This is a genomic window from Ancylobacter mangrovi (assembly GCF_024752335.1).
GTDB lineage: Bacteria > Pseudomonadota > Alphaproteobacteria > Rhizobiales > Xanthobacteraceae > Ancylobacter > Ancylobacter mangrovi.
This window is the reverse complement of sequence record NZ_JANTHY010000001.1, coordinates 934146-955808: the sequence shown is the minus strand read 5'-3', so window position 1 is coordinate 955808 and position 21663 is coordinate 934146. Positions and strand designations below refer to the sequence as shown.

Below are 21663 nucleotides of genomic sequence, written 5' to 3'. Positions count from 1 at the left end.
CCTCGTGCCGTGCCGGCTCGTCACCGCCCTGCTCCCCGCGCGGCGTCACTCCGCCGCGACAGACTTATAGCCCACCGGATCGTAGTTGAGCACAGGTGCCAGCCAGCGCTCGGCCTCTTCCACGCTCATCCCCTTGCGGGCCGCGTAGTCCTCCACCTGGTCGCGCTCGATCCGGCCGACGCCGAAATAGGAGGCGTCGGGATGGGCGAAATAGAGCCCCGACACCGCCGCGCCCGGCCACATGGCGAAGCTCTCGGTCAATTCGACCCCGATCGTCGCCGTCACGTCGAGCAGGCGGAACAGCGTCGCCTTCTCGGTGTGGTCGGGCTGGGCCGGATAGCCGGGCGCCGGGCGGATGCCCTGATAGGCCTCCTTGATCAGCGCCTCGTTGTCGAGCGCCTCGTCCTTCGCATAGGCCCAGAACTCGCGGCGCACGCGCTCGTGCATCCGTTCGGCGAAGGCCTCCGCCAGCCGGTCCGCCAGCGCCTTCAGGAGGATGGCGGAATAGTCGTCATGCGCGGCCTTGAAAGCTTCCGAGCGCTCATGCTCGCCGAAGCCGGTCGAGACGCAGAAGCCGCCCACATAGTCCGGCACGCCGGTGCTCTTCGGCGCGACGAAGTCGGCCAGCGCCAGGTTGGTGCGGCCCTCGCGCTTGGCCATCTGCTGGCGCAGCGTGTGCAGCGTGGCAAGCTCGCGGTCGCGCGCCTCGTCCTCGAACAGCACGATGTCGTCGCCGACCGTGTTGGCCGGCCAGAAGCCGACCACGGCGCGCGCGGTGAGCCACTTCTCGGCGACGATGCGCTCCAGCATACGGCGCGCGTCGTCATAGAGCGCACGGGCAGCGGGACCCACCTTCGCGTCGTCGAGGATGGCGGGGAAATGGCCCGTCAGCTCCCAGGACTGGAAGAAGGGCGTCCAGTCGATATAGGGCACCAGCTCGCCGAGGTCGTAGGTCTCGAACACGCGGGTGCCGAGGAAGGCCGGCGCCGGCGCCTCGTAGCCGTCGAAGTCGAGCGCGAGGCGGTTGGCGCGCGCATCCTCCAGCCGCACGCGAACCTTGTTGCGGTCGCTGCGGGCATGGGCCTCGGCGAGCTTGGCGTATTCGGCGCGCACATTCGCCGCGTAGCCGGCGCGGGTGTTCTCGTTCAGAAGGCTCGAGACCACACCCACCGCGCGGCTGGCGTCGGTGACGTAGACCGCCTGCCCGCTCAGATATTGCGGGGCAATCTTCACCGCCGTGTGGACGCGCGAGGTCGTCGCCCCGCCGATCAGCAGCGGCAGGTCGAAGCCCTCGCGCTCCATCTCGGCGGCGACATGCACCATCTCGTCGAGCGAGGGGGTGATGAGGCCGGAGAGCCCGATCACGTCTACCTTCCGCTCCCTCGCGGTCTCGAGGATCTTGGCGGTGGGCACCATGACGCCGAGGTCGATCACCTCGTAATTGTTGCACTGGAGCACGACGCCGACGATGTTCTTGCCGATGTCGTGGACGTCGCCCTTCACCGTCGCCATCAGGATCTTGCCGGCGGCGGGAACGTCCTCCAGCCCCATCTCCTTCTTCTCCTGCTCCATGAAGGGCATGAGATAGGCCACCGCCTGCTTCATCACGCGGGCGGACTTCACCACCTGCGGTAGGAACATCTTGCCGGCGCCGAACAGGTCGCCGACCACGTTCATGCCGGCCATCAGGGGGCCCTCGATGACGTGGAGCGGGCGCTCGACGTTCTGGCGCGCCTCCTCGGTGTCGGCCTCGACGAATTCGGTGATGCCGTTGATCAACGCGTGCTCCAGCCGCTTCTCGACCGGCAGAGTGCGCCAGGTGAGGTCGGCCTCCTTCTTCTCGCGCCCGCCGCCGCGGAAGCGCTCGGCGATCGCCAGCAGGCGCTCGGTCGCGTCCTCGCGGCGATTGAGCACCACGTCCTCGCAGGCCTCGCGCAGCTCCGGCTCGATCTCGCTATAGGGCGCGAGCTGGCCGGCATTGACGATGCCCATGTCCATCCCCGCCGCGATGGCGTGGTAGAGGAACACGGCGTGCATCGCCTCGCGCACCGGCTCGTTGCCGCGGAACGAGAAGGACAGGTTCGACACGCCGCCAGAGATGTGGGCGTGGGGAAGAAGCTGGCGGATGGCGCGGGTCGCGTCGATGAAGGCGACGCCGTAGCCCGAGTGCTCCTCGATGCCGGTCGCGACCGCGAAGATGTTCGGGTCAAAGATGATGTCCTCGGGCGGGAAGCCGACCTCATCGACGAGGATTCGGTAGGCGCGCGAGCAGATCTCGACCTTGCGCTCATAGGTGTCGGCCTGGCCCTTCTCGTCGAAGGCCATGACCACCACCGCCGCGCCATAGGCACGCACGAGGCGGGCATGATGGCGGAACGCCTCCTCGCCCTCCTTCATGGAGATCGAGTTGACGATGCCCTTGCCCTGAATGCACTTCAGCCCGGCCTCGATCACACTCCACTTCGACGAGTCGACCATCACCGGCACGCGGGCGATGTCCGGCTCGGCGGCGAGCAGGTTGAGGAAGGTCACCATCGCCTTCTCGGAATCGAGCAGGCCCTCGTCCATGTTGATGTCGATGACCTGCGCGCCGTTCTCCACCTGGTCGCGGGCGACCGCCAGCGCGGCGGCATAGTCGCCATTGGTGATGAGCTTGCGGAAGCGCGCCGAGCCGGTGACGTTGGTGCGCTCGCCGACATTCACGAACGGGATCTGCGGCGTCAGCTCGAACGGCTCGAGGCCGGACAGGCGCAGGCGCGGCTCGATCTCAGGGACAGTCCGCGGCGCGTGCGGCGCGACGGCCTGCGCCAGCGCGCGGATATGGTCCGGCGTGGTGCCGCAGCAGCCGCCGACGATGTTGACGAGGCCCGAAGCGGCGAACTCGCCGACGAGCTTGGCCATCGCCTCCGGGCTCTCGTCATAGAGGCCGAATTCGTTGGGCAGGCCCGCATTGGGATAGGCGCAGACGAAGGTGTCGGCGATGCGCGACAGCTCGTCGATATGGGCGCGCATCTCCTTGGCGCCGAGCGCGCAGTTGAGGCCGATGGAGAAGGGCCTGGCATGGCTCAGCGAGTTCCAGAACGCCTCCGGCGTCTGGCCCGAAAGCGTGCGGCCCGACAGGTCTGTGATGGTGCCGGAGATCATCACCGGCACGCGGATGCCGCGCTCGGCGAACAGCCGCTCGACGGCGAAGATCGCCGCCTTGGCGTTCAGCGTGTCGAAGATCGTCTCGATCAGCAGCAGGTCGGCGCCGCCGTCGACCAGCGCGGCGGCCTGCTCGCCATAGGCGATCGCCAGCTCGTCGAACGAGGTCGCGCGGAAGCCGGGATCGTTCACGTCCGGCGAGATCGAGGCGGTGCGATTGGTCGGGCCGATGGCGCCGGCGACGAAGCGGCGGCGGCCGTCCTTCGCCTCCGCCAGCTTCGCCGCCTCCTTGGCGAGGCGCGCGCCCTCGAAATTGAGCTCGTAGACGAGGCTCTCCATGCCGTAATCGGCCATGGCGATTGTGGTGCCGGAGAAGGTGTTGGTCTCGACGATGTCGGCGCCGGCCATGAAGTAGGCGAGATGGATGTCGCGCACCGCCTCGGGCCGCGTCAGGTTCAGCAGGTCGTTATTGCCCTTGAGGTCGCGGTTCCAGCCCGCGAAGCGCTCGCCGCGATAGCCGGCCTCGTCCAGCTTGAGCTGTTGGATCATCGTCCCCATCGCCCCGTCGAGCACGAGGATGCGCTGCCCGGCGGCCTCCCGCAGGGCAGCGAGGGTATCGACGGTCGGGTTCGGTGCGTCAGCCATGACGGAGCACTTTCTGCTCCCTCCCCCGAGCGGGGGAAGGGTTGGGGTGAGGGGCGCCTGCGCGCATCACGTCGGCGATGCTTAGCAGACCACCATCCGGTTTCATCAGCAGGTTTTACGCCGCCGCCTGCCCGGCTCCCGCCTCCCGCGGCGGGCGCAGGCCCAGCAGGTGGCAGATCGCGTAGACGAGGTCGGCGCGGTTGAGCGTATAGAAATGGAATTCGGTGACGCCGCGATCAAGCAGGTCGAACACCTGCTCGGCCGCCACCGCCGCGGCGATGAGCTTGCGGGTCTCGGGGTCGTTGTCGAGCCCCTCGAACCGCCCCGCCAGCCAGGACGGCATGTAGGTGCCGGTCTTGGTGGCGAAGTTCACCGCCTGCTTGAAGTTGGTCACCGGCAGGATGCCCGGCACGACCGGCACGTCGATGCCGCGCGCGCGCACCTTGTCGAGGTAGCTGAAGTAGAGGTCGTTATCGAAGAAGCACTGGGTGATGGCGCGGGTGGCGCCGGCATCCACCTTGGCGGCGAGGATGTCGAGATCGGTCTCGAACGACGCGCTCTCGGGGTGCTTTTCCGGATAGGCCGACACCGAGACCTCGAAATTGGCGACGCGGCGCACGCCGGCGACGAGCTCGGCCGAGCTCGCATAGCCCTGCGGATGCGGCTCGTAGGCCTGGCCGACGCCGCCCGGCGGGTCGCCGCGCAGCGCCACGATGTGCCGCACGCCGGCCGCCCAGTAGCCGCGCACGACCTCATCGACCTCGTCCCGCGAGGCGGAGACGCAGGTCAGATGCGCCGCCGGGGCGAGACGGGTCTCCTTGACGATGCGCTCGACCGTCGCGTGGGTGCGCTCGCGGGTGGAGCCGCCCGCGCCATAGGTGACGGACACGAATTTCGGCGCCAGCGGCTCGAGCCGGGTGATGGAGTTCCACAGCGTGGCCTCCATCTCCGGCGTCTTGGGCGGGAAGAACTCGAACGAGACCGAAATCGGCCGTCCGCCGGCGCGGCGGCTGCGGCGCTCGATATCCGACGACATCAGGCGACCTCCTTGTTCTGTTGGGCCTGCGCCGTGGCGACGCGCGGGTCGCGGGCAAGCCAGAGGGAAACGGTGAGCTTTCCGTCGGCCCGAGGGGCCAGCGAGCGGTGCGACTGCGGCACGAGGCCGGCCTGGGCCAGCCAGCTGTCCATGATCTCGGGCGCGAAGCCGAGCCGGCGATGGGCGTGCTGCTCGCGCAGGAATTCCAGCTCGTGCGGGTCAAAATCGACCACCAGCAGCCGGCCGCCGGGCCTCAGCACCCGGGCTGCCTCCTTGAGCGCGCGCGGCGCGTCCTCGAGGAAGTGCAGCACCTGATGGATGATGACCACGTCGAAGGCATCGCGCGGCAGAGCGAGATTGTAGATGTCGCCCTGCCGGACGGTAGCGTTGCGCACGCCCGCCCGTTCCAGATTGGCGCGGGCGACGGCGAGCATGTCGGCGGACAGGTCTATGCCCACCCCGCGCCCGATGCGCGGCGCGAACAGTTCGAGGATACGCCCCGTGCCTGTCCCAAGGTCAAGAAGCGACGAAATGTCAGCTCCTTGCAGCGAATCCTTGATAGCTTGCTCGACCTCGACCTCGGGCGCGTGCAGGCGCCTGATGGCATCCCATTCATGGGCGTGGGCGCGGAAATAGTCCTGCGCATGGGCGGCGCGGGCGGCGCGTACCGCCTCCAGCCGCTCGTGGTCGCGCAGCAATATGTCGTCGTCTGGCGCCATCAGCGCCAGCAGCGCCTCGGCCAGCGGCGCGCCCGGCGCCTCGACGGCGCGGCGGTAGAACACCCAGCTCGCCTCGCGGAAACGCTCCACCAGCCCGGCCTCCGCGAGGAGCTTGAGATGGCGGGAAATGCGGGGCTGCGACTGGCCCAGGATCTCGGTAAGCTCGGACACGGTCAGTTCCCCCTCGCCGAGCAGGGCGAGCAGGCGCAGCCGCGTGTCCTCGCCGGCCGCCTTGAGGCCGTCGAGCAGACGCGCGAAACTGAGCGAGGAAACCGACATTCCGCCTCCAGGAGAGATATAAAGATATCTTTATGTCTATTCCGGACGCAGCGCAAGCCGGGCGGCGAAGATCGTGGCGGGGAAGACGAGGACGAACATGGAGCATGGCAGCGACGCGGCCGGCGGCGACCGCCCGGAGGGTGCGACGGACACGCCCGCGGCTGGCAAAGGCGCATCCGAGTTCGGCGTCCGCCCCGGCGAGATCACCCGCGCCCTGCCCGAGCGGCCCGACGCCGGGCTTTACTTCATCGGCCGGCTGCGCACGCCCTGGACCGACCGCGCGAGCTGCCCCAAGAACGGGCGCGAGAGTGAGGAGCTGTGCACGGTCGAGCTCGACCCCGACCTCGTTCCGGCACTCGATGGGCTCGAGGGCACGACGCATCTGTGGCTGCTCTACTGGATGGACCGCGCCCCGCGCGACCTGCTGGTCCAGGTGCCCCGCCAATATGGCCGTGGCCGTGGCACTTTCGCGCTGCGCAGCCCCGCCCGTCCGAACCCGATCGCCATGAGCGCGGTGCGCCTTGTCGGCATGGAAGGGAACCGACTGAGCGTCATCGGACTTGATTGCCTCGATGGGACGCCGCTTCTCGATATCAAGCCCTACTTCGCCTCGACGGATTGCCATCCGGAGGCCGTGGTGGGCTGGCATTGCGAACGGCGTGAATCTTTCGTTAAGTGAAGTGTGGCACTGATGCATCTCGACCGCTCGGAACGCAGATTCGCGGGGGCATATGCCCGATCAGGTCCAAGTCTGGTCTTGAACCTGCCTTGATCCTGCGTCATCTCCTCGCGGAAACGCACTCGCGCCAACCGTTCCTGCTTGAAGCTAAGGCAAGATGATGGTCGTTCGCCTAAGTCTCGTTCCCGCCGTCGCGCTCACCGTCCTCGGTTCGGTCGGAGCCGCCAGCGCCCAGTACTACCCGGTGCAGCAGGAGCAGCCAGGATACGACGCGTCCGGCAATCCCGCGCCCGTCGAGGACGCGCAGGTGCCGGCCGCTTTCGATCCCTACGGCTCGTCCGGCAGCGCCCAGTCGCCGCAGCCGCTCCAGCAGGGACAGGCCGCCTATTCACAGCCGCCGGCTGCCGTCGCCGCCCCCTCGGCCGCGCCCAGCACGGTCGCCAATGCGCCCTATGCCAATCCGTCGACGCAGCCGGCCGGCTATCCGCCGGGCGCCTATTCCGGCCAGCCGCCGGCGGGCATGGCCTCGCCCTATGGCGGGTCGCTCAGCGTGCGCACGGATTCGACGGCGCAGCAGCAGGCCGCCTACGGCCAGCCCGCCACCACCGGCTCGGTGCCGCCCGCGGACGTGAGCAACAATTATGGCGCCAACGGTTCCAGCGTCGCCATGCTGCCGCCCGAGGACCAGCCCGAAGAAGGGCCGCCGAAGGCGCTGCCGGACTATCTGAAGCGCCAGGTGGTGGATTACGCGACCACGCAGGCGCCCGGCACCATCGTCATCGATACGCCGAACACCTACCTCTATTACGTGCTGCCCGGCGGCAAGGCCGAGCGCTACGGCATCGGTGTCGGCCGCGAGGGCTTCACCTGGTCGGGCACGCAGAAGATCTCGGCGAAGAAGGAATGGGCCGACTGGCGTCCGCCGCCGGAGATGATCGAGCGCCAGCCCTACCTACCGCGCTTCATGGCCGGTGGCCCGGGCAACCCGCTCGGCTCGCGCACCATGTATCTCGGCGCCACGGAATACCGCATCCACGGCACCAACCAGCCCTCGACCATCGGCAAGTTCATGTCCTCCGGCTGCATCCGCATGCTCAACGAGGACGTTCAGGACCTGTATGAGCGGGTGAAGGTCGGCACCAAGGTCGTGGTCCTGCCGGGCAACGCCCCGGCCAAGACCGCCGAGGCCCCGGCCGAGGCCACCACGGCCAGCGCTCAGGGCGTCGCGGTTCGCTGACCCCTGTAGAGCTTCGCTGAGGCCGCGCGCCTCAGCGTCTCCAGAGCCGCTGCGCGGGGACGCGCAGCTCGACATCGGTGCCGGCGGCGATCTCGCCGGCCCGCTCCACCCAGGCGACCAGCCCGCGCAGCCCGGCGGCCGCCTTGACGAAGGCCAGATCGAGCCCGGCCACGCCGGGACAGGCCCTCGCCACCGCCGCCCCCGCATGGCGGCACGGCGCATTCTCCCCCTCGACAGCCAGCGCCGCCCCGCCGGGGAAATGAAGCCGCGTGCCCGGCGGCAGCCATGTCAGGCGCTCCACTCCCTCCACCACCAGATTGGCGCCGACCCATTCCGGCCGGACCTCGGGAACCCCGAGGCGGTGCGCGATGGCCTCGAGCTCGTCCGGCGCCACCAGTGTGAGCTGGCGTGCATTGCGGATCGGGGCCCCGCGCGGGTACCAGGGAACGCGCGAATCAGCGGGCCGCGCATGGCCGGCATGGCGATCGCCCGGCACGCCCTCGAGCGTGAGCGGGAGGCGAGGCACGTCGCGCGTCGCGAAGCCCTCGCCGTCGGCGATCAGCGTGCGCGCGAGACGGGCCCGGAACCGTTGGGCGGGAAGGGTGTCCGGCTCGGCGAACAGGTCTGTGGAATAGGACATGGCGGCGTTATCCCGGGTGAAGTTTTGCCCATGGGGCAATTGCGACTGTGCGGCGGCGGCGGTGGCGTTAAAGTACCTCGTCTCCATCGGCTCCACCGGAACCTGGACAAGGCAAAGAGCGTTGTGCTCGGCCGGCGTGGCGCCAGTCAGATTGAGGTCGACACCGATGTCCACTCCCAGCGATTCCGTCCCCCAGACGCCGGCCGGCTCCTTCGCGAGTCATCTGAAGGAACTCCACGCCAAATGGGGGTGGTTCGTCGCCCTCGGCATCATCATGATCATCGCCGGTGTCATCGCGCTCGGCAGCTCCTACGGGCTCCTGCTCGGCACCCTCATCTCCGTCTACTATATCGGCGCGATGATGGTGGTCGGCGGCGTCGCGCAGATCTTCCACGCCTTCTCGGTGAAGGGCTGGGGCGGCTTCCTGTTCTGGCTGCTCGACGGCATCCTCTATCTCGCCGCCGGCGCCCTCGCCTTCGCCCAGCCGGACCTCGCCGCCACCGTGCTCACGCTGCTGCTGGGCGTGGCGCTGATCGTGGGCGGCATCTTCCGCCTGATCGCCGCGTTCCAGATGCGCCCGGCGCCCGGCTGGGGCTGGATCCTGTTCTCGGCGGTGATCGCCATCCTGCTCGGCATCGAGATCACCGTGCAGTGGCCGATCAATTCCATGTGGATTCTGGGCCTGTTCCTCGGCGTCGATCTTCTTTTCAACGGATTTACGGTGCTGATGCTGGGGCTGGGCCTGAAGAGATGAGCGAGACATCGTGAGGCAGGGCGTCGTTCCCCGATCGATCCCTTTTGAAAAGCCGGCCGAACCCTCTCCGGGAGGGTTGCGGCCGGCGGCACCGTCGACTTTTGGCCGTTCGCCCTCCGGGGCGAGCGGTCGGGACCTGCGCCTCGACCTGTTCCGGGGGCTGGCGCTGTGGTTCATCTTCCTGAACCACATCCCGAACAACGTGGTAAACTGGATCACCAACCGGAATTTCGGCTTCTCCGACGCCACCGAGATCTTCGTCTTCATCTCCGGCTACACCGCCGCCATGGTGTATGGCCGCGAGCTGGAGCGCTCGGGCATGATCGTCACTTCGGCGCGCATCCTGCGGCGGGCCTGGCAGCTCTACGTCGCCTTCCTGCTGCTGTTCGTCATTTACCTCGCCGAGATTTCCTACGTCGTCGGCAGCTTCTCCAACCCGCTCTATGCGGAGGAGATGGGCGCGCTGCAGTTCCTCGCCGAGCCGAACGTGGCGCTGGTCGAGGCGCTGATGCTGAAGTTCCGCCCGGCCAATATGGACGTGCTGCCGCTCTACATCGTGCTGCTGGCCACCTTCCCCGCCGTGCTGTGGGCGCTGAAGCGCCGGCCCGACCTGACGCTCGGCGCCTCGTTCCTGCTCTGGCTGGCGGCGGGCCACTGGGGCATCAACCTGCCGGCCTATCCGGACGACCGGATGTGGTTCTTCAATCCCTTCGCCTGGCAGCTCCTGTTCACCTTCGGTGGCTGGTGCGGGCTCGGCGGCAGCGACCGACTCGCGGGGCTGGTGCATTCGCGCGTCGTGCTGGCGCTGGCGACGGTCTATCTGCTGGTCTCGCTGCTCGTGGTGGTGAGCTGGTGGTGGTCGCCGCTCGAAGGGTTGGTGCCGGAATCGGTCGGCGAGATCATCTATCCGATCAGCAAGACCGACCTCGCGCCGCTGCGCCTGCTGCATTTCCTCGCCCTCGCCGTGGTGGTGGTGAAGCTGGTGCCGGTCGACCTGCCGGCGCTGCGCTCGATCTGGCTGCGGCCGATGATCCTGTGCGGCCAGCACTCGCTGGAGATCTTCTGCTTCGGCGTGTTCCTGTCCTTCGCGGCGCATTTCGTGCTCAACGAGGTCACCGGGACGCTCGCCATGCAGTTCGCGCTCAGCGGAATCGGCATCGTTCTAATGATTTCTCTTTCCGCGATGCTGTCGTGGTATGGTCGCATCGAGCGCGAGATTGCCGCGCGGAGACATCGCTGAACGCGCGGTTCACTGTGAAACGCTGGAAGCTGGGTGGAGTTCTCGCGCTGAGCCTGACCCTGACGGGCGGCTCGGTCGCGTATGCGGCCAAGGAGAAGGTTTGCGCGGCGCCCTCTGCGCTGACCCAGGCCGGGTTTGCCCTGCCGCGTCTCGCCAAGGCTCTCAGCGGCAAGCTGCCCGCCGGCGCCGACAAGGCCGTGAGCGCGGACAAGTCGCTCGTCGCCGACAAGGCGTCCGCCGGTGCCTCCCTCGACGGCAAATCTCTCTCCGAAAAGCCGCTCGCCGAAAAGGCGCTGGCGGAAAAAGCGCTTGCCGACGGCCCGCCGACCTCGATCCTGGTCCTCAACAGCGCGACCCCGAAGAAGAAGGCGTCCAAGCCGGGCGCCGAGAAGGACGTGACGCCGCGCAGCTTCCCGAGCTTCATCGAGGAGCGGCTGCGCGAGCGCTATCCCGACCGCAACATCGTGCTCACCACGCAGAACCGGCCGCGCGCCACCGCGCAGGCGATCCTCGCCGGCCTGCCCAAGCTGCTCGAGCAGACGCGCCCCGCGCTGATGATCTGGCAGACCGGCACCTATGACGCCATCCTCGGCGCCGACACCGCCGAATTCTCGACGGCGGTGGAGACCGGCATCGCCCTCGCCCACGCCGCGGGAGCGGACGTGCTGATCGTCAGCCCGCAATATTCGCCGCGCACCGCCTTCGCCTTCGACGTCGCGCCCTACAACAACGCCCTGCGCTGGGCGACGCGCACCGCCCGCGTGCCGTTCTTCGACCGCTACGACGTCATGCAGTTCTGGGACGAGGAAGGCATTTTCGACTTCGACCTGTCGCGCCCCTCGCCCTCGATGTTCGAGGACGTGCATCGCTGCATCGGACGGCTTATGGTGGGCATGATCGTCGACGGCGTCGGCATGCGAACGCTCGGCGCCCGCTGAGCCCGACGGAAGGAGGCACGGACCGACCACATGCGCCGCTCCCGCCTCCCCGCCCCCGCCCGACATCCCGCTCCCGTCATCCGCCTCGCCGCCGGCCTCGCGCTCGGCCTGGGGCTGCTGGGCACGCCGGCGCGCGCCGCCGGCCCGCTGCCGATTGCCTGCCCGGCGGTCGGCACCCATATGAAGCTCGCCTCCCCGCTCGCCCGCACCGCCGCCCGGCTGCGGGCCGGCGAGCCGGTGGTGATCGTCGCCTTCGGCTCCTCGTCCACCGCCGGTGCCGGGGCCACCTCGCCTGAAGCGAGCTATCCGAGCCGGCTACAGGCGACGCTGCGCGAGCGCTTCCCGCAGGCGCACATCGCGGTGCTCAACCGCGGCGTCAACGGGCAGGACCTGCCGGAAATGCTGAAGCGCTTCGACCGCGACGTCGCGCCGCTCAAGCCGACGCTGGTGCTGTGGCAGGCCGGGGTCAACGCGCTGTTCCGCGCCAACGGCCTCGCCAATGCGGACGCCCAGTGGCACGAGGCGATCGCCCGGGTGCGGGCCATCGACGCCGACCTCGTGCTGATCGACCCGCAATATGCCCCGCGCGTGCTCGGCGACGCCGATAGCGGGCCGATGGTGAAGCTGATCGATGACATCGCCCGCGAGGAAGGGGTGGACGTCTATCACCGCTTCGCGCTGATGCGCGGCTGGCACGAGACCGCCGGCATGGCGTTCGACGCCTTCCTGTGGAAGGACAAGTTCCACATGAACGACTGGGGCTACAACTGCTTCGCCCAGGACCTCGGCGAGGCGATGGTCGCCAATATCGACGCCCAGCAGCGCTCGGCCGACGTCTCGCCGGGCGTGACCGTGCCCGTCACCCTGTCGCACCCCGCCGCGACGAACGCGCTGCTCGGGGCCGACCCGCGGCCCTGACACGTCAGGCCCTGATGCGTCAGGACGTCACCAGCGCCAGGGCGAAGCCGTCATAACCCTTGACCCCGACCGTCTGCAGGGCGGTCGCGTCGACGCGCGGCTCGCGGGCGAGCCATTCGAAGGTCGCGCGCACGCCCTTCACCCGCGGATCGTCATTGCCCGCGTCGATGACCGCGCCGTCGCGCACCACATTGTCGGCGACGATCACCGTGCCCACCCGCGCGAGGCGCAGCGCCGCGTTGAGGTAGTTCACGTTGTTCGGCTTGTCGGCGTCGATGAAGACGAAGTCGAACGGCGCCACGCGCTCGGCCTGCAGCTCGGCGAGGCTGTCGAGCGCGGCCCCGACGCGCAGCTCGACCTGCCGGCCGAAACCCGCATCGTCGAGGTTCCTGCGCGCCACCTCGGCATGGGCGCGGTCATATTCGAGCGTGACGAGACGCCCGTCCTTCGGCAGCGCGCGCGCCAGCCAGATGGTCGAGTAGCCGCCCAGCGTGCCGATCTCGAGGATGCGCCGGGCGCCCATCATGCGCGCGAGCAGCATGAGCAGCTTGCCCTGGTTGGGCGCGACGTTGATCGGCGGCAGGCCGGAGATCTCGCTCGCCGCCAGCGCACCGTCGAGCGCGCGGTCGGCTGGCACGAGATGGCTGTCGATATAGGCGTCGACCGCCCGCCACAGGGCCGGATCCGAGGATGTCGCCATGGCGCGAAGCCCCTTTCTTCGGCGTGTCGTGCGGGTCGCCGACCCTCATCGGCCGGCGCTCACGCGAGCCGGTTCACGCGTCGCCCTTGCCGGAGAAGGCGCCGCCGAAGCGGCGGATCACCGCCTCGCGGGCGGCGATCACCCGGCGCTCATAGTCATCCGCCATCGGCTCGGTGAGCACGCTCTCGAGCCCGGCGAGCAGCGCCCACAGCGCGGGAATCTCCGCCTCGTCCTCGACGAAGTCGGCGAGCGTCTCGCCATCCGCATCGTCGACGTTGCGCGAGAGAAACTCAAAAAGGACGACCGCCACCGAACGGTCGATCACGAGAGTGACTTCGTCGTTTGCCGGCCCGGTCATATCCGCGTCCCCTTTATGCGCCGCTTTTCCATCCTATCGATCCATGTCGCCCTGAACACAAGCGCCCCGTGGGTGCGCCGTGAACAGGGGGGAAGGATACGGGGTTGCAATCGCGCCGGAGGCATGCTGTCGCTCGGGCGTTCAGGGGGAGATGCGACATGGCGGCAGCGGACGAACTGAAAACCGTGCGGGACTTCGTGCGCTATGCGGTCAGCCGCTTCAGCGCAGCGGACCTTGCCTTCGGCCACGGTACCACCAACGCGCTCGACGAGGCCGCCTTCATGGTGCTGGAGGCGCTGCACCTGCCGGTGGACGACCTCACGCCGTGGCTCGACGCGCGGCTGACGGGCGAGGAGCGCGCGCGCATCGCCGGCCTCATCGAGCGCCGCTGCGAGAGCCGCGAGCCGGCGGCCTATCTGCTCGGCAAGACCTATATACGCGGCGTGCCGTTCAGGAGCGACCGACGGGCCATCGTGCCGCGCTCCTTCATCGGCGAGCTGATGGCGAGCGAGCTGTTCGGCGGCGCGGGCTTCTCGCTGATCGAGGACCCGGACGCGATCGGCCGGGTGCTGGATCTGTGCACCGGCTCGGGCTGCCTTGCCATCCTCGCGGCCATGACCTTCCCCGACGCGCAGGTCGAGGCCGTCGATATCTCGCCCGAAGCGCTCTCGCTCGCGGCGGAGAACGTCGCCATGCACGAGATGGGCGAGCGCGTCAGCCTGATCGAGGGCGACCTGTTCGCCCCGCTGACCGGGCGGCTCTACGACCTCGTCATCACCAACCCGCCCTATGTGGACGCGCAGGCGATGGCCGAGCTGCCGGCCGAATACCGCCACGAGCCGAGCCTCGCATTCGCCGGCGGGCCGGACGGGCTCGACATCGTGCGCCGCATCCTGAAGGAAGCGCCGGCCTATCTCTCCCCGCGCGGCGGGCTGATCTGCGAGATCGGGACGGGCAAGGAAATCCTCGAGGCGGAATACCCGACGCTGCCCTTCCTCTGGCTCGACACCGAGGACAGCGAAGGCGAGGTGTTCTGGCTTTCCGCCCGCGACCTCGGCGTCGGCAAGGACCTGAGGGTGATCAGCCGCATGCCGCGGTGACGCACCGCGGCGTCCCTACCCCTTGCGCATGTGCTCCAGCACATCGGCATCCGGCCAGCAGTCCAGCTTGAGCCGGTTGGCCTTCTGGTAGGCGCCCAGCGCCGAGCGGGTCTTCATGCCCGCCTTGCCGTCGATCTTGTCGGTGTAGAGCCCGTTCCGGGCCAGCACCTTCTGCATGTATTCGAGGTCGCGCGTCTTCACGAGGCTGATGTCCTGCCAGTCGCGCACGAACGGCTTGTCGTCCTCGATGCGGTCGGCGAGGTGGCCGACATAGAGCACGTAGAGGTCGGCGAAGTTGTAGCTCTTCAGCACGAAATAGTTGGCGGGCGTGAGGAACACCGGGCCATAGGGCCCGGCCGGCATGATGATCGAGGCCTTGTCGCGCATTGCCGAGGACGGGACGCGGCGCCCGTCGATCACCTTCACGCCGCTCTTCAGCCAGTCGCCGATCGGCCGCGCCGCGTCGGGCTCGGCCAGCGTGCAGTCGAAGCCCGACGGGACGCTGACCTCGTAGGCCCAGCGCTTGCCGGCCTGCCAGCCCTCATGACGCAGCAGGTTGGCGGTGGCGGCCAGCCCCTCGGGCACCGAGGTCCAGATATTGGCGGTGCCGTCGCCGTCGAGGTCGACGCCATAGGTCAGGTAGCCGGTGGGCATGAACTGGGTGAGGCCCATGGCGCCGGCCCAGGAGCTCTTCATCTGCGCCCGGCCGACATGGCCCTCGTCGAGGATCTTCAGCGCGGCGAGGAACTCGGCGAAGAACTCGTCCTTGCGCCGGCCGACATAGGCCTGCGTCGCCACCACCCGCAGCGCGTCATAGTTCAGCTTGGCCGCGCCGTAGGAGGTCTCGCGCGCCCAGATGGCGAGCAGGATCTCGGGGGGCACGCCGAAACGCTTCTCGATCGTCGCGAGCTGCCCGCGATACCGCGCCGCGAGCTTGCGCCCGCGCGCGGCATAGCTGGCGATCGCCTTGTCGGAGAGATAGTCCGCCGGCGTCTGCACGAACTCCGCCTGCTTGCCCGGCGGCTGCGGCTTGCCGGGGATGGCGAGGTCGGGCAGCGAATAATCGGGCTCCAGCCCCTTCGTCTCGCGCTCATAGGTGGCGCGCGAGATGCCCATGGCCTGCGCGGCCGGCCATTGCGCTGCAAGCCAGCGGTCGAAGCCGGCATCGGCGAAGGCGGGAGAACCGGCCGCCAGGAGCAGGCCGAGACCGAAAAGGGTGCGCCGCATCTTCATGCCTCCGGGATAGCGGAATCGGTCCGCCCTGTGAACCGGAAGCCCGGCCGCCAGCCTCCGCGATAGCTGTTACGTGATGACGCAAAGGAAGACATCGGAGCCGGGAAAGCCGCCGACGGGTTGCCTCGGGGCGCCGGGGATGGCTCTATTCCGATACCTGTCAACGAGGTGGGGGGCCTCGCCGTCATGCTCAAACGCCGTGATCTGCTCATTACCGGCGCCGCCGGTGCTTTGCTTCATCCGCTCGCTGCGCGGGCGCAGACGGTGGGAGACGGCACGATGCCCGCTCCTGCGCCTGCGGTCGCGACCAGCGGCGAGGCATGGGACGACGGCCTCGCTCATCCCATTCCCTATACGCCGCCGCTCGGGACGGGAAAGGAGCGCGGCCTCGTGCTGGGCGGAGGCGGCGTCTATCTCGCCTCGTGGATGGTCGGCTATTTCCGCGCGCTGCACGACAAGGGCGTGGACCTCGCGCTGGCCGACATCGTGGTCGGCACCTCCGCAGGCTCGTTCCTCGGCGCGGTGCTGACGGGCGGGCATCTGTGGCGGTTCGGCGAGGAGCTGGAATTCTTCGGCAAGTTCCCGAAGGCGTTCGCCGAGCTGATCCCGACCATGGCGCCCAATGAAAGCCAGCCTCGCGCCCGTCATATCGCCAACACGGCGGTCGAGGCCGACCCGGCGACCATCCAGGCCATCGGCCGCGGAGCGATGGCGGCGCGCAATGCGGCGGGGCCGGACAGCTATTTCGACTCGGTGAAGCACCTGATCGGCGAGGAAGACTGGCCCTCGCCCAAACTCCATACCACCGCGAACGACTGTTACACCGGCGAGCGGCTCATCGTCTCCCAGGATTCCGGGATCGAGGTGAACCACGCCTGCGCCGCGAGTTCCTCGCTGCCCGGCTCCATGGGGCCGACCTGGCTCAAGAACCGGCTGTGCATGGATGGCGGCATCTGCCAGACAAGCACCCATTGCGACGTGGTGGCCGGCGTAAAGAAGGCGCTGGTGATCTCGCTGACCGACGGTGACGCCTCGGCCTCGAGGGTGGGACTGCGCACCTCCAGCCTGCCCAACACGCTGCAGCAGGAGATCGCCGACCTCAAGGCCGGCGGCACGCAGGTGGTGCTGAAGGTGGCGGGGCTGCTGCCCGGTGTCACCCATGTCGACAGCATCATGGACCCGAAATGGATCTCGCCCTGCATCGCCAACGGCCATGAGCGCGGTCTCGCCGATGCTGCAGAGCTGAAGGATTTCTGGGGTACGGCCTGATCCTTAGCGAGACGCCTCCGGCTCCGAAACGCTGCCCCGAAAGGCGGGGCCCGGATACGCGGGTCCCGGCAAAATTCCTTCACGGTCCTGTCGGATCGGTGCCGCCGCGAACGTCCTCGGGAGGCGCCGGCATCGGGGCCGGCCGACAGCAGGAGGCCCGACATGGGATTGAAGCAGAAGATCACCCCCTATCTGTGGTTCGACGGCACGGCCAAGGAGGCGGCGGATTTCTACGTCTCGATCTTCCCCAATTCGCGCATCATCACCGTCGGTCACCACACCGAGGACACGCCTGGGCAGACCGGCAGCGTGCTGGTGGTGCTGTTCGAGCTCGACGGGGTGCAGTTCGGCGCCATCAATGGCGGGCCGATGTTCAAGCTGAGCGAGGCGTCGTCCTACCTGATCGACTGTTCCTCGCAGGAGGAGATCGACTTCTACTGGGACAGGCTCGGCGCCGGCGGCCAGTACCAGGCCTGCGGCTGGCTGAAGGACCGCTTCGGCCTGTCCTGGCAGGTCAACAGCAGCGAACTGGTCGAGAAGGCGCATTCGGACCCCGCCGCTGACGCCCGGGTGATGAAGGCCATGATGGACATGGTGAAGATCGACCTCGCCGCGCTGCGGCAGGCGATGGAGGGGTGAGCCCCCTCACCGCACGGCGAGGATGAACAGGCGGGGGAAGCGCAGCAGCACCTTGCCGTCCACCCGCGCCGGATAGGCCTCGGCGAGACGCTCGACATAGGCGGCGAGGAAGGCGGCCCGCTCCTCCTCGTCGAGCGGGGAGAGGAAGGGGCGCAGCGCCGTCGAGCGGAACCATTCGGCGATGGCGGGCGCGCCGTCCATCGCGTGGTTGTAGTCGGTGTGCCAGATCTCGACCTGCCGCGCGGCGGGCTTGAGCAGGTCATAATACTCGCCGACCGAGGGCAGCACGTCGCGCGCCGCGCCGGCGAGCTTTTCGGCCCACGGGCCGTGCGCCGCGGTCTCGGCCATCAGGCGGTGCGAGGGCTCGTTCACATTGTCCGGCATCTGCACGGCGAGCACGCCGCCCTCGGGCAGCGCGTCCAGAAGGCGGCGTAGCACGGCGGGGTGGTCCGGCACCCACTGGAACACGGCGTTGCCGAAAATGAGGTCCGTGCCCGGCTCCGGCGTCCAGCTCGCGACGTCCGCGACCTCGAAGCGGGCGACCGGCAGGCGCTCGGCGGCCTGCTCCACCATGGCGGGCGAGGTGTCGATGCCGAGCACGTCCGCATCCGGCCAGCGCCCGGCGAGCAACTCGGTGGAATTGCCCGGACCGCAGCCGATATCGACGACGTTGCGCAGGGTCTCGAGGGGGACCTGGGCGAGGAGATCGCGCGAGGGGCGGGTGCGCTCGTCGGCGAATTTGAGATAGAGGTTCGGGTTCCAGTCTTCGGTGGTGCGGCGCATTAGGTCCCTCCCCGGGTCGGGCGCGACCATGGGCCAAGACGGCCCCTCTGCCAAGCGACCTGCCAAAGGGGAGCGCGACGCGGCGGGCGCGGCGGGCGCCCCGGGGGGTGGCTCCCCGGCACGAAAAAGGCCGGCGCGGATCGCTCCGGCCGGCCTTGCCTTGGCATACCCCGCCGGAGCGGGATGTCCCCTGCCCTCAGCGCGTGAACTTCTTGTACTTCAGGCGGTGCGGGATGATGGAATCGGTGCCGAGGCGGCGCTTCTTGTCCTCCTCGTAATCGGCGAAGTTGCCCTCGAACCACTCCACATGGCTCTCGCCCTCGAAGGCGAGGATGTGGGTGGCGATGCGGTCGAGGAAGAAGCGGTCATGCGAGATGATGACCGCGCAGCCGGCGAAGTCCTCCAGCGCCTCTTCCAGCGCGCGCAGCGTCTCGACGTCGAGGTCGTTGGTCGGCTCGTCCAGAAGCAGGACATTCGCGCCCTGCTGCAGGATACGGGCAAGGTGCACGCGGTTGCGCTCGCCGCCCGAGAGCATGCCGACCTTCTTCTGCTGGTCGCCGCCCTTGAAGTTGAAGGCCGAGCAGTAGGCGCGCGAATTGATCTCGCGCTTGCCCAGATACAGGATGTCGTTGCCGCCCGAGACTTCCTCCCAGACGGTCTTCTTGTCGTCGAGCGCGTCGCGGCTCTGGTCGACATAGCCGAGCTGCACGCTGTCGCCGACCGTGATGGAACCGGCATCGGGCTTCTCGGTGCCGGTGATCATGCGGAACAGCGTGGTCTTGCCCGCGCCGTTGGGCCCGATCACGCCGACGATACCGCCGGGCGGCAGCTTGAAGGTGAGGTCGTCGATCAGCAGCCGGTCGCCGAAGGCCTTGGACAGGTCCTGGAAGTCGATGACGTTGTTGCCGAGCCGCTCGGCCACCGGGATGACGATCTGCGCGGTGGTGGGCGCCTTCTCGGACGCCTTGCGCACGAGATCCTCGTAGCGCTGGATGCGGGCCTTGTTCTTGGCCTGGCGCGCCTTGGGCGAGGCGGAGATCCATTCCTGCTCGGAGGCCAGCGCCCGCTGGCGCGCTTCCTCCTCGCGGCCCTCCTGCTGCATGCGCTTCTGCTTCTGCGACAGCCAGGACGAGTAGTTGCCCTCGTAGGGAATGCCGCGGCCGCGGTCGAGCTCGAGGATCCAGCCGGTCACGTTGTCGAGGAAGTAGCGGTCATGGGTGACGATCAGGATCGCGCCCGGATAGGTCCGCAGGTGCCCTTCCAGCCAGTTCACCGTCTCGGCGTCGAGATGGTTGGTGGGCTCGTCGAGCAGCAGCAGCTCGGGCTGCTCCAGCAGCAGGCGGCACAGCGCGACGCGGCGGCGCTCGCCGCCCGAGAGCTTCGATACGTCGGCGTCGTCGGACGGACAGTTCAGCGCGTCCATCGCCTGGTCGACCTTGCTGTCGAGGTCCCAAAGGCCCTGCGCCTCGATCTCGTCCTGGAGGCTGGTCATCTCGTCCGCCGTCTCGTCCGAGTAGTTCATGGCGAGTTCGTTGTAGCGGTCGAGGATCGCCTTCTGCTTGGCGACGCCTTCCATGACGTTCTCGCGCACCGACTTGGAGGCGTCGAGCTGCGGCTCCTGCGGCAGGTAGCCGACGCGCGCGCCTTCCGCGACCCAGGCCTCGCCGCTGAAGTCCTTGTCCATGCCGGCCATGATCTTCAGCAGCGTCGACTTGCCCGAGCCGTTGGGGCCGAGCACGCCGATCTTGGCGTCCGGGTAGAAGGAGAGGTGGATGTTCTCCAGCACCTTCTTGCCGCCGGGATAGGCCTTGGTCATGCCGTGCATGTGATAGACGTACTGATAGGAAGCCATATCCAGTTCCTGCGCGTTCGGGCGATGCCGAGAACGGGCCGCCATCCGAGGCCGCGATCGGGAAAAAACCGACCGGGGCTGCTCCGCTTGGGGCCGTCAAGTCCGGCCTTGATTGCCGATGAGAGGTCGGGCGCTATGTAGACCGCCCTCCCGGCAGCGGCAAGGCCGGAGCGCGCGAAGCCTCCCCATGGACACCCGCGCTACGCCCGTCGCGCCGGCCGGCTCGGAATTGGAGCGATCGCGATTGAGCCGCACGCGACTTTCCTCATGTCGGCTTGCCCTATGTCAACGTGGCGGGCGGGGTGCGTCTTTATACCTCCGCCGAATGCGGAGCGCGCACGGGGTCCGCACGATCGGATCCACCAGAGGACATGACTGCCCGCTCCGATGCCGTCGATCACGCCCGAGGACCTGCTGCACATCTGCCTGAACTTCCCCATCGCCGCCTGCCTCATCGGCAGGGACGGCCGCCTCCTCGCGGCCAACTATCGCTACGCCGAGCTGGTCGACGTGCCGCATGAGAACATGGCGGGGCGGCGTGTGGCGGATCTGCTCGGGCCGGCCGTCCACGCGAAGATCATGCAGGACTTCCGCGCCTTCGACGCCGGCGAGCCGGTGCGCGATCACGAGACGCGGATGAGGGGCCGGACCTTTCTCGTCGCGGTGCAGCCGATCCGCCCCTCCCGCGGGATCCCCCGGCGCGCCTCGGCGCTCTGCGCCGCCTTCGCCGACATCACCGACCAGAAGACGCTCGAGGCGCGGCTGGAGCTCGCCAACCACCAGCTCAGCAACGTCAACGCGAAGCTGCGGGAGACGGCAAGCACCGACGCGCTCACCGGCCTGCTGAACCGGCACGCGCTGGAGGAATTGCTGCCGCGCGAGATCGCCCGCAGCCGGCGCGACGGCACGCCGCTCTCTGTGCTGATGATCGATGTCGACTATTTCAAGCGATACAACGACCGCTACGGCCATCTCGCCGGCGACGAGGTGCTGGGCGCGGTGGCCCGGGCCATGGCGCGGGCGCTCCACCGGCCGAGCGACTGCGTCGCACGCTTCGGCGGCGAGGAGTTCGTCGCCATCCTTCCCGCCACCGGCCCGTCCGAGGCGATCACCGTCGCCATGCGGATGCAGCAGGCGATCTCGTCGCTGGAGATCGAGCACGCCAACTCGCCGGCTGGCCGGCTGACGGCCAGCATCGGCGGGGCGAGCCGGTCGAGCGTCCCCGCCGGGCTGTCGACCGCCGAGGTCCGCACCGATCTCATCGAGCGCGCGGACCGGGCGCTCTACGCCGCCAAGACGCAGGGCTTCGGCGGCATCAACCTTTCCGCGCAGCCCGGTGCCGGGCCACAGTCGGCGGCGATCTGAACGCCCTCCCCGCGGGACGCCGGGCCTCAAGGAAAGCGACAGCGGTAGCGGAACGCCCGCCGCCTAGCCGCATTATCATCAGCAAGACGGTACAAGCTACTATATTACCTCAGCGGTTCGAGAGAACGCCTTTAA

General features: G+C 68.6%; 19 protein-coding genes. 10 read left to right on the top strand and 9 right to left on the bottom strand.

Translation table 11 applies throughout. The annotated features are described in order from the left end of the window. Nucleotides 1–45: 45 nt before the first annotated feature. The 3 genes from metH to NVS83_RS04695 form a co-directional block, all read right to left on the bottom strand. Nucleotides 46–3789 carry a methionine synthase gene (metH, locus tag NVS83_RS04705; RefSeq protein WP_258738284.1) on the bottom strand — a complete coding sequence of 1248 codons (3744 nt, stop codon included), beginning with the start codon at nt 3787–3789 and terminating at the stop codon, nt 46–48. Between the two features lie 115 nt (nt 3790–3904). Beyond that, on the bottom strand, nt 3905–4825 hold the full coding sequence (gene metF, locus NVS83_RS04700) for a methylenetetrahydrofolate reductase [NAD(P)H] (RefSeq protein ID WP_258738283.1): 921 nt from the start codon (nt 4823–4825) through the stop codon (nt 3905–3907). Further along, nucleotides 4825–5823 carry an ArsR/SmtB family transcription factor gene (locus NVS83_RS04695; RefSeq protein ID WP_258738282.1) on the bottom strand — a complete coding sequence of 333 codons (999 nt, stop codon included), beginning with the start codon at nt 5821–5823 and terminating at the stop codon, nt 4825–4827. The genes metF and NVS83_RS04695 overlap by 1 nt, the downstream gene beginning before the upstream one ends. Before the next feature lie 97 nt (nt 5824–5920). Here NVS83_RS04695 and tsaA point away from each other — a divergent pair, with 97 nt between their 5' ends. After that, nucleotides 5921–6502: a tRNA (N6-threonylcarbamoyladenosine(37)-N6)-methyltransferase TrmO gene (gene tsaA, locus NVS83_RS04690; RefSeq protein ID WP_258738281.1), complete on the top strand. Its 582-nt coding sequence runs from the start codon at nt 5921–5923 to the stop codon at nt 6500–6502. Nucleotides 6503–6659: 157 nt separating this feature from the next. After that, nucleotides 6660–7739 (top strand): L,D-transpeptidase family protein, encoded by a 1080-nt coding sequence (locus tag NVS83_RS04685; RefSeq protein ID WP_258738280.1) that lies wholly within the window; start codon nt 6660–6662, stop codon nt 7737–7739. 31 nt (nt 7740–7770) lie between these two features. Here the strand turns inward: NVS83_RS04685 and NVS83_RS04680 are convergent, their stop codons facing one another. After that, nucleotides 7771–8379, bottom strand: coding sequence for an MOSC domain-containing protein (locus NVS83_RS04680; protein WP_258738279.1), 609 nt, complete (start codon nt 8377–8379; stop codon nt 7771–7773). A 166-nt stretch (nt 8380–8545) separates the two neighbouring features. Between NVS83_RS04680 and NVS83_RS04675 the strand changes: the two genes are divergently transcribed. From NVS83_RS04675 to NVS83_RS04660, 4 genes are all read left to right on the top strand, one after another. After that, nucleotides 8546–9133 (top strand): HdeD family acid-resistance protein, encoded by a 588-nt coding sequence (locus NVS83_RS04675; protein ID WP_258730642.1) that lies wholly within the window; start codon nt 8546–8548, stop codon nt 9131–9133. Nucleotides 9134–9209: 76 nt separating this feature from the next. Beyond that, the gene (locus NVS83_RS04670; protein WP_258738278.1) at nt 9210–10373 is read left to right on the top strand and encodes an OpgC family protein; all 1164 of its coding nucleotides are present in this window, start codon (nt 9210–9212) and stop codon (nt 10371–10373) included. Nucleotides 10374–10387: 14 nt separating this feature from the next. Then, nucleotides 10388–11311, top strand: a complete 924-nt coding sequence (locus NVS83_RS04665) for an SGNH/GDSL hydrolase family protein (protein WP_258738277.1) — start codon at nt 10388–10390, stop codon at nt 11309–11311. 30 nt (nt 11312–11341) lie between these two features. Next, nucleotides 11342–12229 (top strand): SGNH/GDSL hydrolase family protein, encoded by an 888-nt coding sequence (locus NVS83_RS04660; protein WP_258738276.1) that lies wholly within the window; start codon nt 11342–11344, stop codon nt 12227–12229. 19 nt (nt 12230–12248) lie between these two features. Here the strand turns inward: NVS83_RS04660 and NVS83_RS04655 are convergent, their stop codons facing one another. After that, nucleotides 12249–12929: an O-methyltransferase gene (locus tag NVS83_RS04655; RefSeq protein WP_258738275.1), complete on the bottom strand. Its 681-nt coding sequence runs from the start codon at nt 12927–12929 to the stop codon at nt 12249–12251. 73 nt (nt 12930–13002) lie between these two features. Then, the gene (locus NVS83_RS04650) at nt 13003–13287 is read right to left on the bottom strand and encodes a hypothetical protein (RefSeq protein WP_258738274.1); all 285 of its coding nucleotides are present in this window, start codon (nt 13285–13287) and stop codon (nt 13003–13005) included. A gap of 158 nt (nt 13288–13445) precedes the next feature. Here NVS83_RS04650 and prmB point away from each other — a divergent pair, with 158 nt between their 5' ends. After that, a complete protein-coding gene (prmB, locus tag NVS83_RS04645; protein ID WP_258738273.1) occupies nt 13446–14387 on the top strand; it encodes a 50S ribosomal protein L3 N(5)-glutamine methyltransferase in 942 nt (313 codons plus the stop codon). A 15-nt stretch (nt 14388–14402) separates the two neighbouring features. Here prmB and NVS83_RS04640 read toward each other — a convergent pair whose 3' ends face one another. After that, nucleotides 14403–15620, bottom strand: a complete 1218-nt coding sequence (locus NVS83_RS04640; protein WP_374115011.1) for a lytic murein transglycosylase — start codon at nt 15618–15620, stop codon at nt 14403–14405. A 279-nt stretch (nt 15621–15899) separates the two neighbouring features. Here NVS83_RS04640 and NVS83_RS04635 point away from each other — a divergent pair, with 279 nt between their 5' ends. Together NVS83_RS04635 and NVS83_RS04630 are read left to right on the top strand one after the other, a co-directional pair. Then, nucleotides 15900–16889, top strand: coding sequence for a patatin-like phospholipase family protein (locus NVS83_RS04635; protein WP_258738271.1), 990 nt, complete (start codon nt 15900–15902; stop codon nt 16887–16889). A 162-nt stretch (nt 16890–17051) separates the two neighbouring features. After that, on the top strand, nt 17052–17528 hold the full coding sequence (locus NVS83_RS04630) for a VOC family protein (RefSeq protein ID WP_258738270.1): 477 nt from the start codon (nt 17052–17054) through the stop codon (nt 17526–17528). Between the two features lie 6 nt (nt 17529–17534). On the opposite strand, the gene tam is transcribed toward NVS83_RS04630, so the two are convergent. Together tam and ettA are read right to left on the bottom strand one after the other, a co-directional pair. Then, nucleotides 17535–18311, bottom strand: a complete 777-nt coding sequence (gene tam, locus NVS83_RS04625) for a trans-aconitate 2-methyltransferase (protein WP_258738269.1) — start codon at nt 18309–18311, stop codon at nt 17535–17537. Between the two features lie 196 nt (nt 18312–18507). Beyond that, complete coding sequence (gene ettA / locus NVS83_RS04620; protein WP_258738268.1) at nt 18508–20163, bottom strand: energy-dependent translational throttle protein EttA; 1656 nt, start codon at nt 20161–20163, stop codon at nt 18508–18510. A gap of 387 nt (nt 20164–20550) precedes the next feature. Between ettA and NVS83_RS04615 the strand changes: the two genes are divergently transcribed. Continuing rightward, a complete protein-coding gene (locus tag NVS83_RS04615; RefSeq protein ID WP_258738267.1) occupies nt 20551–21528 on the top strand; it encodes a sensor domain-containing diguanylate cyclase in 978 nt (325 codons plus the stop codon). The last annotated feature ends 135 nt before the right edge of the window (nt 21529–21663 follow it).

Bases quoted from the DNA above. Each gene is read 5' to 3' on its own strand.
- tam (WP_258738269.1), bottom strand. From the start codon at position 18,311: ATGCGCCGCACCACCGAAGACTGGAACCCGAACCTCTATCTCAAATTC.
- NVS83_RS04655 (WP_258738275.1), bottom strand. From the start codon at position 12,929: ATGGCGACATCCTCGGATCCGGCCCTGTGGCGGGCGGTCGACGCCTAT.
- NVS83_RS04640 (WP_374115011.1), bottom strand. From the start codon at position 15,620: ATGAAGATGCGGCGCACCCTTTTCGGTCTCGGCCTGCTCCTGGCGGCC.
- metH (WP_258738284.1), bottom strand. From the start codon at position 3,789: ATGGCTGACGCACCGAACCCGACCGTCGATACCCTCGCTGCCCTGCGG.
- tsaA (WP_258738281.1), top strand. From the start codon at position 5,921: ATGGAGCATGGCAGCGACGCGGCCGGCGGCGACCGCCCGGAGGGTGCG.
- NVS83_RS04650 (WP_258738274.1), bottom strand. From the start codon at position 13,287: ATGACCGGGCCGGCAAACGACGAAGTCACTCTCGTGATCGACCGTTCG.
- NVS83_RS04680 (WP_258738279.1), bottom strand. From the start codon at position 8,379: ATGTCCTATTCCACAGACCTGTTCGCCGAGCCGGACACCCTTCCCGCC.
- ettA (WP_258738268.1), bottom strand. From the start codon at position 20,163: ATGGCTTCCTATCAGTACGTCTATCACATGCACGGCATGACCAAGGCC.
- metF (WP_258738283.1), bottom strand. From the start codon at position 4,825: ATGTCGTCGGATATCGAGCGCCGCAGCCGCCGCGCCGGCGGACGGCCG.
- NVS83_RS04635 (WP_258738271.1), top strand. From the start codon at position 15,900: ATGCCCGCTCCTGCGCCTGCGGTCGCGACCAGCGGCGAGGCATGGGAC.
- NVS83_RS04685 (WP_258738280.1), top strand. From the start codon at position 6,660: ATGATGGTCGTTCGCCTAAGTCTCGTTCCCGCCGTCGCGCTCACCGTC.
- NVS83_RS04695 (WP_258738282.1), bottom strand. From the start codon at position 5,823: ATGTCGGTTTCCTCGCTCAGTTTCGCGCGTCTGCTCGACGGCCTCAAG.
- NVS83_RS04615 (WP_258738267.1), top strand. From the start codon at position 20,551: ATGCCGTCGATCACGCCCGAGGACCTGCTGCACATCTGCCTGAACTTC.
- NVS83_RS04675 (WP_258730642.1), top strand. From the start codon at position 8,546: ATGTCCACTCCCAGCGATTCCGTCCCCCAGACGCCGGCCGGCTCCTTC.
- NVS83_RS04660 (WP_258738276.1), top strand. From the start codon at position 11,342: ATGCGCCGCTCCCGCCTCCCCGCCCCCGCCCGACATCCCGCTCCCGTC.
- prmB (WP_258738273.1), top strand. From the start codon at position 13,446: ATGGCGGCAGCGGACGAACTGAAAACCGTGCGGGACTTCGTGCGCTAT.
- NVS83_RS04630 (WP_258738270.1), top strand. From the start codon at position 17,052: ATGGGATTGAAGCAGAAGATCACCCCCTATCTGTGGTTCGACGGCACG.